Here is a 10,912-nt window from a genome sequence, read left to right as displayed (position 1 = left end):
GCTGGCGTCCGGCGTGCGGACCGTGGTCGCCTCGGTGCTGCCCGTCGACGGTGCGCGGAGCGCCGAGCTGATGGCCGCGTTCCACCGGGGGCTGGCCGGGGGCGGGAGCCCGGCGCGGGTGCTCGCCGGGCTCGCGAAGTGCGACGGAGTGCTCGGATTCCAGGTGTTCGGGGCGGGCTGAGTCAGGGGCCGGTGGCGACCGGGTTGGTGGGGTCGGTGATCCAGTCGGACCAGGACCCGGGATAGAGGGCCGACGGTACCCCGGCCAGCGTCAGCGCCAGGACCTCGTGGGCGGCCGTCACCCCGGAACCGCAGTAGACGGCGACGTCGGCGGCGTCCGTCGCGCCGAGGGCGGCGAAACGGTCGCGGAGCAGGGGCGGCGGGAGGAACCGGCCGTCCACGCCGACGTTGCCGAGGGTCGGGGCCGACACGGCGCCGGGGATGTGGCCGGCCTTCGCGTCGACGGGCTCGTGCTCGCCGCGGAACCGTTCGGCGGCGCGGGCGTCGAGCAGGACCCCGGCCTTGGCGAGCACGGCCGCGCCCGGGCCGTCCAGGACGGGCAGGGTGCCGGGACGGGCCGTGAACGTGCCCGGCACCGGTTCCGGCACCTCCGTCTCGACGGGCAGGCCCGACTCGCGCCAGGCCCGGAACCCGCCGTCCAGCACCCGGACCCGCTCGTGCCCGAAGTACCGCAGGCACCACCAGGCGCGTGCCGCGGAGGTCGCGTCGGCGTCGTCGTAGACCACGACAGGAGTGTCGTCGCCCACTCCGGCGGCGCGCATCGCCTCCTGGAAGCGGCCGGCGGACGGCAGCGGATGGCGGCCGCCCGCACCGGGCGGGCCCGCCAGATCATGGTCGAGGTCGACGAAGACGGCGCCGGGCAGGTGTCCGGCCCGGTAGGCCTCGATCCCGGGCGGTCCGGCCAGATGCCACCGGACGTCCAGGATCACGGGCGCTGGGGTGAGACGCGCCAGAGCGGCGGCGTCGATCAGAGGCTGCGGCACATGGCCAGTCTGAACCGAAGTGTCCCGTTCGGGGAGGGGTCCAGGTCCCGTGTTCACCGTGCCGCCCGCAGCAACGGCACCAACTGCTCCTCGGGAACGAGCGAGCCGTGCATCCCGAGCAGAGCCGATTCCAGCGGCTCTGCCTGCGACGCGATGACGGCGAGCGCCCCGTGCGGCACCGCCACGACGTCCCCGATCCGGGCGCGCAGCCCGTCCGACACCGGCCCGAAGCAGCCGCTCTCGACGGCCTCGTCACGGCTCATCACCCACGCCCTGTCCCCCAGGACGGCCCGCCAGGTCTGCACAACGTCCTCCTCCGCCCCTTCCGAGGCGTAGACATGCCGCGCCCTGGGCTCCCCGCCCAGCAGCGCGACCCCCTCCCGTAGTTCGGTCACGACGTCCACGTCGACCCGGTCGGTCGGGTTGGTCATCCCGTGGTCGGCGGTGACGTACAGGGCGGTACCCGCGGGCAGCACCTCGTAAAGCCGTTCGGCGAGGGTGTCCACGAACCGGAGCTGGTGCCGCCAGGTCGCCGAGCCCGCCCCGTACAGGTGGCCGGAGGAGTCGAGGTCGGAGTGGTAGACGGTGACGTGCGCCCGCCCCGTCAGCAGTTCCTCGGCGCGGGCGACGAGCTGGCCGAGGCTGTCGGCCGGCACATAGCGGGCGTCACGGGTGATCACCCGGTTGAAGCCCGTGCCGAGATAGGCGCCGGCGGCCACATAGCTGGAGGCCACTCCGGCGGCGTTGGCACGCCCGTACACGGTGGGGTTGGACTGGAAGGCGGCCGGGTCGGTGCGGTCACCGTCCCAGCGCAGGCAGTTGAGCAGCCGGCCCTCGCCCGGCACCGCGACCTGGTAGCCCAGCATCCCATGCTCGCCCGGCGGCAGGCCCGTGGCCAGCGAGGACAGGCTCGTCACGGTCGTCGCGGGGAACCCGGCGGTCAGCGGCGCGCCCGCCAGCGACGACAGGAACGGCGCATAGGCGGCGTGCTCCCTGAGCAGTTCCCAGCCCAGCCCGTCGATCAGCAGGACGCAGGCGCGCGGCAGTTCGGGCAGGCCGAGCACGTCGACCGCGCCCGGCACGCCGAGCGAGGCCAGCACCGAGGACGACAGATCGGCCAGCGACGCCTCCCCGTACCTCGGTACGGGGAGCGCGCCGGTCATCCGGTGGTGACCGCGGACAGCGCGGCGGCGAACGCCAGCACCTGGCTGACCGCCTCAGCCCCGTCGGCGGCTTCGCTGACCCGCAGGAACAGGTCGTCGCCCGCGACGATGCCGGAGTAGCCGTGGTCGGCGTCGCAGTTCTCGTCGCCGCAGGTGTTGGGCTCCAGATCGATCCGGGACGCCCCGCCCCACCGGACGGTCAGCTCGACCTCGGCGGGCGGCAGGCCGGGACGGTAGTTCTCCGGCGCGGCGACGATCCGGGTGACCGTCACCGAGCCGACCCTGTCCAGCCGGACGGCCTCGGTCGTGGTCGAGCAGTGCGCCTGCGGGACGAGCTCGCTCGGCGGGTGCTCGTCGGTGTGGCAGAACAGCAGCCTGGTCGGCGACAGCACGAGGACCGTGGCGTGCCTGCGGACCTCCATGCCGGGGTCGAAGGCCGCCTCGTGGTGGACGACATAGGCCACAGGCGGCTCGGCGCCCAGCGCGGACTCGACCGCGTCGGCGACCAGCGCCGGATAGTAGCCGCTGCGCTCGATGGCCGTGCGCAGCCCTTGGCCGTCCCTCGCTCGCGTTTCCCTCATCCCACCATCCTGCCCTGTCCGGTGCACCCGACGCATCCCGCGACCCGTCATGATCATCAAAGGGGGCGCATCCGGCGGGGTTCGAGCTCCGGGCGGAGCCCCGCCGGCTCGGCGATCCGGAGCGTCGCGGAGCCGACCGTCAGGCCGTCGGGACGAGCCGTGACCGGGTCGAGTTCGAGGCGCGCCACCTCCGGATGGTCGGCGGCCAGCAGCGCCACCCTGATCAGCAGGTCCTCCAGCGCCGCGACGTCCACGGGGTCGCCGCCCTGGTGGCCGAAGAGCAGCGGGGCCAGCCGGATCGCGCGGACCATCCCGGCGGCCTCGACGTCGGTGAGGGGCGCGAGCCGGTAGGCGCGGTCGTCCATCAGCTCGGCGGCGACGTCGGCGAGCCGGAAGGAGACGACCGGGCCGAACGACGGGTCCTCCTGGGTGACCAGGTGCAGGGCCAGGCCGGGAGCGTCACCGCCGACGGTGATCCCGTAGCAGGCCAGCAGGGCGGCGGCGTCCGGCTCGCCGTCCCCGGCCAGCCAGCCGGCGATGAGGTCACGCGCGGTGTCGCGGTCCACTTCCAGTTCGGGGGCGATGCCGTGCGGCCTGCGCCGCCAGCCCGCGTACCTGGCGGCGTAGGCCAGCGCCCGCATGGCGTCCTCCGGCGCGGGATACGACGGGACGGAACCGGGCCCCGCCTCGCCGTCCGGTTCGGGCAGCCGCAGATCGCGCGGCATCCCCTTCGCCCCCAGATAGGTGGCCAGGACGGGCTTGCGCGCACCCGCCGAAGCCTCCCTGAGCACCGCCGCGACCGAATCGTTGCCGGGCTTCTTTCCGAACATCAGCTCCGCGCCGCCGATGACGGGCGGGGTGTAAAGGACGACCACCGCGTCCACCCCGGGATCGGCCAGCGCCTCGGCCAGGGCGTGCTCGTAGTCGGCGGCCTTGGCGGCAGGGCCGAGGGTCACCGGGGTGCGCGGGTCGAGGCCGAGCGCGGCGGCGGCGTCCCTGGCCAGCAGCCCGAGCGAGTCCGCGTTGTCGATCACCGCGACCCGGTTGCCTGCGGGCAGCGGCTGGTAGGCCAGGAGCTGCGCGACGTCGAACAGCTCGCCGAGGTCGTCCACCCGCAGCACCCCCGCCTGCTCGAACAGGGCGCTGACGGCATGGTCGGGCAGGCTGAGATCGCGGACGGCGTGGCCCGCCGGAACCCCCTGAGTGGACCGGCCCGTCTTCACCGCGACGATCGGCTTGGACCGGCTGAGCCGCCGTGCCAGCCGCGTGAACTTGCGCGGATTGCCGATCGACTCCAGATAGAGCAGGACGGCGCTGGTCGACGGATCCTCCTCCCAGTACTGCATGAGGTCGTTGCCGGACACGTCGGCGCGGTTGCCCGCCGACACGAACGTCGACAGGCCGAGACCCCGCTCCGCGGTCCGCTGGAGGATCGCGATGCCGAGCGCGCCGGACTGGGAGAAGAAACCGACGGAGCCGCGGCCCGGCATGACGGGCGCGAGCGTCGCGTTCAGCTTCACGGCCGGATCGGTGTTGGCGATGCCCAGGCAGTTCGGCCCGACGACCCGCATCCCGTTGAGCCTGGCCAGCTTCACCAGATGCTCCTGTCTGCGCGCCCCCTCCGGCCCCACCTCGGCGAAGCCCGCCGACACCACGACCAGCCCGTGCACGCCCTTGCCCGCGCACTGGGCGACGACCTCGTGCACCGACTCGGCGGGCACCGCCACGACCGCGAGATCCACCTCGTCGGGGATCTCCAGGACCCGCGCGTACGCCCTGACCCCCGCGACGGCCTTGGCCTCCGGATGCACCGGGTAGACCGGTCCGGTGAAGTCCGCGCCCAGCAGATGGCGCAGCACGGTCTGGCCGACGCTGTGGGAGTCCCGGCTCGCGCCGATCACCGCGACGGACCGCGGGAACAGCAGCCGCTCGATCGACCGGGACTCCGCCCGGTGCTCACGGGCCGTCATCACCTCCCGCGAGGTCTCGGTGGGCGCGAGATCCAGATGGAGCTGGAGCACGCCGTCCTCGAACCGCTGGGCGACGGCGTACCCGGCGTCCCGGAAGACCTTGGTCATCTTCCGGTTGTCGGGCAGCACATGGGCGACGAACCGCTCCACCCCGCGCTCCCTGGCCGCCGCCGCGATGTGCTCCAGCAGCACCGAGCCGACGCCGCGGCCCTGATGGGCGTCCTCGATCAGGAACGCGACCTCGGCCTCGCCCGGCTCCTTTGTGCGGTCATAGCGCACCACCCCGACCATTTCCTCGCCGATCACGGCGATCAGCGCCGTCCGGTCGGAATAGTCGACCGTGGTGAAATGCTCGATCTCCTTGTCCGACAGCCGGGGGCGCGGCGAGAAGAAGCGGTAATAGATCGACTCGGCGGACACACGCGTATAGAAGGTCCGCAGGCGATCGGCGTCCGCGGGACGGATCGGCCGCAGGTGGGCGGTCCCGCCGTCGGACAGGACGACGTCCGCTTCCCAATGCGCCGGATATGTGGGCTGGCTCACGATCTGAGGGTAGCCGAGGGCGAATTCGGGTTACGGGTCGGTCACAACCGTCAGTTCCCGGTTTCGCTGCGAGTTCGAGACCTCATCGGACCTTGGAAGCTGTTAGGTTCAACGACACGCCCGGGTACAAAGGTCATCCGGGTGGTGCAGGCTTGTCTCTTGCGAGGTGACAACGATGACACGCGTGGTCGTGGTCGGCGATCTGATGACCGACGCCGTGGCGCGGGCCGCGTACCCCCTGGCCAAGGGGAGCGACACCCCGGCCAGCGTCACCATGCACGGCGGGGGTTCGGGGGCCAATGTGGCGGCCTGGCTCGCCGTCGAGCATCCCAACGAGGTCGAGGTGGCCTTCATCGGCCGTCGCGGCTCCGACATCGCGGGACGCAACCGCGACATGGAGCTGATGGGCTACGGCGTGGACGCCCGGCTCGTCATGGACCCCGAGCGGCCCACCGGAACCTGTGTCGTGCTGATCACCCACAAGGGCGACCGCACGATGATGTCGGACCCCGGCGCCAACGCGGCGCTGCTGCCCGACGACATCCCCGCCGACCTGTTCTCCCCCGGATCGCACCTGCACCTTTCGGGGTACGCGCTGCTGAACGAGGGCTCCCGGAAGGCCGCGCTGCACGCGCTGGCCCTGGCCGGCCAGGCCAACATGTCGGTCTCGGTCGACGGCGGCTCGTCCTCCCCGCTCAAGCGGGCCGGCGCGGAACCGTTCTTCGAGTGGACCCAGGGCACCCGGCTGCTGATCGTCTCGGCCGACGAGGCCGAGGTGCTGACCGGCCGCGAGGAGCCCGAGCAGGCCGCGAAGGTCCTCACCGCCTGGTACCCGCAGGTCGTGATCAAGCTGGGCCCCGAAGGCGCGCTCTGGTACACCAACGGCCGTCCCGATCCGATCGTCGCGGGCGCGGAGGCCGTCGAGAAGGTCGTCGACGGCACCGGCGCGGGCGACGCGTTCGCCGCCGGCTTCCTGCCCGCCTGGCTGGAGGGCAAGCCGCCCGCCGAGGCGCTGACGGCCGGCTGCCGGCTCGCCGCCAAGGCCATCGGCCATCTGGGCGCCCGGCCGCCGCTGTAGGGCCTGTTCTTCCTCGTCAAGGGCGGGACGTCTTCGGACGTCCCGCCCTTTTCGCGTTTCTTCCGGATTTGGCGACATCAGCGTCCTATGGTTCACTGCTGTCATGACCACGATCTGTCGCCGCCGCCCCCTGGGCCACATGCGCGTCATGTCGTGTTGTCGAATGTGCGTCTGAGGGCCCACGAGCCGACTCGCGCCCCGAAGCGAGCCCCCGCACACCTTTTCCTGAGCTTCGTCTCCGCTGCATTCCAGCCCTGACCGCGTCGCGCCGCGTCACCGCGAGCCCGCCTGCGCATGAGAGAAATCCCTTGATTCAGATCGAAAATGTCAACAAGGTCTACCGGACCCGTGGCGGGCCGGTGACCGCGCTCGACGACGTCAGCCTCCGGGTCGCCCCCGGCGAGATCTACGGGGTGATCGGGCGGAGCGGCGCGGGCAAGTCGACCCTGCTGCGGAGCGTCAACGTGCTGGAGCGGCCCGACTCCGGCCGGGTGATCGTCGGCGGTGACGACATGCTCGCGCTGCCGGAGTCCGCGCTGCGCGCCAAGCGCCAGAAGATCGGGATGATCCACCAGCACTTCGGGCTGCTGTCCTCCCGCGACGTCGCCGGGAACGTGGCTTTCGCCCTGGAGGTGACCGGGCTGCCGCGCGGGGAGCGCAAGGCGCGCGTCGCCGAACTGCTCGACCTGGTCGGGCTCTCCGGGCAGGCCGGGCAGTACCCGGCGCAGCTCTCGGGCGGGCAGAAGCAGCGCGTCGGCATCGCCCGCGCCCTGGCCGCCGACCCCGAGGTGCTGCTGTCGGACGAGGCGACCTCCGCGCTCGACCCCGAGACCACCCGCTCCATCCTGGAGCTGCTGCGCCGGCTCAACCGGGAGCTCGGGCTGACCGTCCTGCTGATCACCCATGAGATGGAGGTCGTGAAACGCGTCTGCGACTCGGCCGCGATCATGCGCGACGGCCGGATCGTGGAGTCGGGCCTCGTACACGACCTGCTGGTCAAGCCGGGTTCGGTGCTGGCACGCGACCTGTTCCCGCTGCCGCCCGCCGTACCGCGTCCCGGCATGACCGTCCTGGACGTGACGTTCGTCGGCGAGGACGCCGCCACCCCGTTCATCTCGACCCTCGCCCGCACCTACTCGATCGACGTCAACGTGCTCGGCGGCGCCATCGAGGAGGTCGGCGACCTGCGCGTCGGGCGGCTCCGGATCGAGCTGCCCGGCTCCCCCGAACTCAACGCCCCGCAGATCGCGCACCTGCGCGAGCACGGCCTGTCCCTGGAGATCGCCGCGTGACCACCGACCTGCTGACCACGGCGCTCGCCGAAACCTGGCAGATGCTGTGGCCCGCGACCCTGCTGACGGCCCTCGGCGGGCTGCTGCTCGGCGTGTTGCTGATCCTCACCGACCGGGACGGGCTGCTGCCTTTCTGGCCGGTGAACCGGCTGCTCAGCCTGGTCGTGAACCTCGGCCGCGCGATGCCGTTCCTGATCCTGATGGTCGCCCTGATCCCGTTCACCCGGATCGTGGCGGGCACCTCCTACGGCCCGGCGGGGGCGATCGTGCCGCTGACCGTCGCGGCCATCCCGTTCTTTGCCCGGCTGGTCGAGGTCTCCCTGCGGGAGGTGGACCCCGCCGTGGTGTCCGCCGCCCGCGCCATGGGGGCCTCCCGGCCGCGGATCGTCGGCAAGGTCCTGCTGCGCGAGGCCCGTCCGGGCCTGGTGGCGGGGCTGACGATCACCGTGATCGCGCTGATCGGCTACTCGTCGATCGTCGGTGTGATCGGCGGCGGCGGCATCGGCGACCTCGCCATCCGCTACGGCTACCAGCGGTACGACACCCAGATCATGATCATCTGTGTGGTCGTGCTGCTGGCACTGGTCCAACTCGTGCAGGTGCTGGGCGACTTCCTCGTCCGGCGTCTGTCCCACAAATAACCGCACGGGGCCCATTTACGGCTCCGTTCCTTCCGAAAGGCACTTGTCGTGCTGAAGCAGCTCACCCTCCTCGCGTCCGCGGCGGCCCTGGCCCTGACCGCCGCCTGCGGCGGCTCGGACTCCCCGGCCACCCAGCCCGCCGACCCCGCCAAGGCGCTGGTCGTCGGCGCGACGGCCGTCCCGCAGGGCGACATCCTCAACTTCATCAAGTCCGACCTCGCCGACAAGGCGGGCCTGAAGCTGGAGGTGAAGGAGTTCACCGACTACGCCCAGCTCAACCCGGCCGTCGAGGACGGCGCGATCGACGCCAACTACTTCCAGCACAAGCCGTACCTCACCGAGTACTCCCAGCAGCACGGCGACAAACTGACCTGGACCGTCAACGTCCACGTCGAGCCGCTGGGCGTCTACTCCAAGAAGATCGACAAGCTGGACGCGCTCGCCGCGGGCGCGACCGTCGCGATCCCCAACGACCCGACCAACGGCGCCCGCGCCCTGAAGCTGCTCGCCGACAACGGTCTGATCACGCTGAAGGACCCGGCCAGCACCACCGCCACCGAACGCGACATCACCGCCAACACCAAAAACCTCAAGTTCAAGGCGTTCGACGCCGCCCAGCTCCCGCGCTCCCTCGAGGACGTCGACGCCGCGGTGATCAACGGCAACTACGCGCTGGCCGCCAAGCTCAACCCGGCCGAGGACGCCCTCGTGCTGGAGAAGGCCGACGGCAACCCCTACGCCAACGGCCTGGTCGTGAAGAAGGGCAACGAGTCCGACCCGCGGGTCAAGAAGCTCGGCGAACTGCTCCAGTCCCCCGAGGTCAAGAAGTTCATCACCGACAAGTACCAGGGCTCCGTCATCCCCGCCGTCTGATCCCGGCATGACGGGGGCGGGCGCCGGTTCGCCGGAGCCCGCCCCTCGCCGTCACGCCCCCGCCGTCACGGCCGGTCGAGCCGGTAGAGGAAGTGGGCGCGGTCGTCGATCGGGTTGTCGGGCTCCAGCTCGACCTCGGCGAACCGCTGGAAACCCGCCTTCTCCAGGGCGCGCCAGGAGTTCCGGTTGGCGGCGGAGATCGGCACGATGAGCGTCGCGGCGGCGGGGTGGTCGGCCCAGACCGACGCCGCGACCGCCCTGATGATCTCGGTGCCGAGCCCGCGTCCGGTGTCGGCGGGGTCGCCGATCAGGTAGTCGAGGGTCCAGGTCTCGGGCGGCAGATCGATCACCTCGGCGAGTTCCTCGACATACTCGGGGAAGTCGGCGATCCGGCACCGCTGCACCAGGCCCACGGGACGGCCGTCGACCGAGACCAGCAGATCTTCCGAGGGGTCCTCGCCGCGGGCGGCGGGCCCGAAGTCCCTGGCCACGGCCTCGAGGCTGGTCTCGTGGTCCCACCAGCGCGCCACATGCGGCTGTTCCAGCCACACGCGCAGCAGGGGAAAGTCCGTTTCGGCCAGCCGCCGCCAGGAGATCACCCCGCCGACCCTAACAAGATCACCACTCCCTCGCCAGACATTTTCCGAATTCCCAAGTAATTTGGTAGGGAAAGTTGCGCGCTGCCCACCACCGGGCTATTGGAAGATCTTGGTCGCGCGACCGATCTTCCCTCACCTCCCCGGATCGACGTCACGGTGCAGCGGCGGATCCTGGAGCTGCTGCACGGACTGCGGGACGAGACGGGGATGGCGCTGCTGCTGGTCAGCCATGACTCCGGGCGGATCGGCTACGACGAGCGTGAGCTCGGCGCGCTGCCCGAACGGGAACTGCGGGCGGTGCGGCGCGAGTTCTCGACGGTGTTCCAGGATCCGCTGGCGTCAGTGAAGGTGAGCGACCGGGTGGCCGTGATGCGCGCCGGGCGGTTCGTCGGGGTATCTGATGATCTGTTCGATGCGCCGTCGCACGCTTACACACGGGAACTTCTGGCGGCCGTCCCCGGGCGCGGGAAGCTGCCGGATTTTGTCAGTGGGGATCGCTAGATTCGAATGCATGTTCAGACAGGGAGACATCCTCATTCAGCCGGTCGACGCGGAAGCGGTGCCGGTCTCCGTCCAGGCCCTGCCGCCCGCGGCACGTGACGCGCGCGGCCGGATCGTCCTCGCGCTCGGCCAGGCCACCGGCCACGCGCACGCCCTCCACGCCCCCGGCGACCTGTTCCGCGACGGCGACCCCCTCACCCCCGACCACCTCCACCTCCCCAAGGGCGGCCGTCTGGTCCACGAGGAACACGGCCCGATCTCCCTCCCACCCGGCTGGTACCGCGTCATCCGCCAGCGCGAATACATCCCCGGCGCCGTCCGCGTGGTAGCCGACTAGCGCCCCCGTCCGCTGGTCGGGGCGGTGGGGTTCTTGCTGTTTCACGGTGGCCGGGTGCTTCGTTGTGCCCTGCCGGTTCCTTGTTCGTGGTCATGATCTGGATGGTGGTCTGCTGATGAGTTCTTCTGTTTTCGCTCCGGCGGCCCGGCAGGTGGGGGCGTTCGCGGCGGTCGGTGCTGATCGGGCGCGTGCGGAGGCGGGGGTCCACGCGGCCTATGTGGCGGCGGGGCTGGCGGCGCCCCGGCACTATGTGTGGGTGCCTTCGCCGGCCGCGGGGGCGGTGCTGGCGCTGCTGCTGAGGCCGGTGCTCGAGGATTCCGCGCGGATCGC

General features: G+C 71.6%; 12 protein-coding genes and 1 pseudogene. 8 read left to right on the top strand and 5 right to left on the bottom strand.

Annotated features, from left to right (window positions below; all coding sequences use genetic code 11):
- A partial coding sequence (locus ACYVE7_RS19995; RefSeq protein WP_460366478.1) for a CHAT domain-containing protein occupies positions 1 to 181 on the top strand: 181 nt, incomplete at its 5' end.
- A 1-nt stretch (position 182) separates the two neighbouring features.
- Here ACYVE7_RS19995 and ACYVE7_RS19990 read toward each other — a convergent pair.
- From ACYVE7_RS19990 to ACYVE7_RS19975, 4 genes are read right to left on the bottom strand one after another with little or no spacing between them, the layout of a single operon-like run.
- Positions 183 to 1,004: a sulfurtransferase gene (locus tag ACYVE7_RS19990; protein ID WP_460366477.1), complete on the bottom strand. Its 822-nt coding sequence runs from the start codon at positions 1,002 to 1,004 to the stop codon at positions 183 to 185.
- 53 nt (positions 1,005 to 1,057) lie between these two features.
- A complete protein-coding gene (locus ACYVE7_RS19985) occupies positions 1,058 to 2,167 on the bottom strand; it encodes an alkaline phosphatase family protein (RefSeq protein WP_460366476.1) in 1,110 nt (369 codons plus the stop codon).
- Positions 2,164 to 2,748 (bottom strand): DUF5998 family protein, encoded by a 585-nt coding sequence (locus ACYVE7_RS19980; RefSeq protein ID WP_460366475.1) that lies wholly within the window; start codon positions 2,746 to 2,748, stop codon positions 2,164 to 2,166. The genes ACYVE7_RS19985 and ACYVE7_RS19980 overlap by 4 nt, the downstream gene beginning before the upstream one ends.
- A gap of 56 nt (positions 2,749 to 2,804) precedes the next feature.
- Positions 2,805 to 5,261: a bifunctional acetate--CoA ligase family protein/GNAT family N-acetyltransferase gene (locus tag ACYVE7_RS19975; RefSeq protein WP_460366474.1), complete on the bottom strand. Its 2,457-nt coding sequence runs from the start codon at positions 5,259 to 5,261 to the stop codon at positions 2,805 to 2,807.
- Positions 5,262 to 5,436: 175 nt separating this feature from the next.
- Between ACYVE7_RS19975 and ACYVE7_RS19970 the strand changes: the two genes are divergently transcribed.
- From ACYVE7_RS19970 to ACYVE7_RS19955, 4 genes are all read left to right on the top strand, one after another.
- Positions 5,437 to 6,339, top strand: coding sequence for a carbohydrate kinase family protein (locus ACYVE7_RS19970; RefSeq protein ID WP_460366473.1), 903 nt, complete (start codon positions 5,437 to 5,439; stop codon positions 6,337 to 6,339).
- Positions 6,340 to 6,647: 308 nt separating this feature from the next.
- Positions 6,648 to 7,631, top strand: coding sequence for a methionine ABC transporter ATP-binding protein (locus ACYVE7_RS19965; RefSeq protein ID WP_460366472.1), 984 nt, complete (start codon positions 6,648 to 6,650; stop codon positions 7,629 to 7,631).
- On the top strand, positions 7,628 to 8,272 hold the full coding sequence (locus ACYVE7_RS19960; RefSeq protein WP_460366471.1) for a methionine ABC transporter permease: 645 nt from the start codon (positions 7,628 to 7,630) through the stop codon (positions 8,270 to 8,272). Before ACYVE7_RS19965 ends, ACYVE7_RS19960 begins: the two co-directional genes overlap by 4 nt.
- Before the next feature lie 48 nt (positions 8,273 to 8,320).
- Positions 8,321 to 9,145: a MetQ/NlpA family ABC transporter substrate-binding protein gene (locus ACYVE7_RS19955; RefSeq protein WP_460366470.1), complete on the top strand. Its 825-nt coding sequence runs from the start codon at positions 8,321 to 8,323 to the stop codon at positions 9,143 to 9,145.
- Positions 9,146 to 9,210: 65 nt separating this feature from the next.
- Here ACYVE7_RS19955 and ACYVE7_RS19950 read toward each other — a convergent pair whose 3' ends face one another.
- Entirely contained in the window at positions 9,211 to 9,744 is a 534-nt protein-coding gene (locus tag ACYVE7_RS19950) for a GNAT family N-acetyltransferase (protein WP_460366469.1), read from the bottom strand.
- 99 nt (positions 9,745 to 9,843) lie between these two features.
- Here ACYVE7_RS19950 and ACYVE7_RS19945 point away from each other — a divergent pair, with 99 nt between their 5' ends.
- From ACYVE7_RS19945 to ACYVE7_RS19935, 3 genes and pseudogenes are all read left to right on the top strand, one after another.
- Complete coding sequence (locus ACYVE7_RS19945) at positions 9,844 to 10,245, top strand: hypothetical protein (RefSeq protein WP_460366468.1); 402 nt, start codon at positions 9,844 to 9,846, stop codon at positions 10,243 to 10,245.
- Positions 10,246 to 10,255: 10 nt separating this feature from the next.
- Positions 10,256 to 10,582, top strand: a complete 327-nt coding sequence (locus ACYVE7_RS19940; RefSeq protein ID WP_460366467.1) for a hypothetical protein — start codon at positions 10,256 to 10,258, stop codon at positions 10,580 to 10,582.
- A 115-nt stretch (positions 10,583 to 10,697) separates the two neighbouring features.
- Positions 10,698 to 10,912 (top strand): annotated as a pseudogene (locus ACYVE7_RS19935) (hypothetical protein); the annotation flags it as partial.

It is taken from the genome of Actinocorallia lasiicapitis (genome assembly GCF_054778695.1).
Note: the sequence above shows the minus strand (reverse complement) of the source record. Positions and strands in the feature narration are given on the sequence as shown.

What these genes read in the sequence shown, in the direction of transcription:
- ACYVE7_RS19985 (WP_460366476.1), bottom strand. Translation starts at nt 2,167, where the DNA reads ATGACCGGCGCGCTCCCCGTACCGAGGTACGGGGAGGCGTCGCTGGCC.
- ACYVE7_RS19980 (WP_460366475.1), bottom strand. Translation starts at nt 2,748, where the DNA reads ATGAGGGAAACGCGAGCGAGGGACGGCCAAGGGCTGCGCACGGCCATC.
- ACYVE7_RS19970 (WP_460366473.1), top strand. Translation starts at nt 5,437, where the DNA reads ATGACACGCGTGGTCGTGGTCGGCGATCTGATGACCGACGCCGTGGCG.
- ACYVE7_RS19940 (WP_460366467.1), top strand. Translation starts at nt 10,256, where the DNA reads ATGTTCAGACAGGGAGACATCCTCATTCAGCCGGTCGACGCGGAAGCG.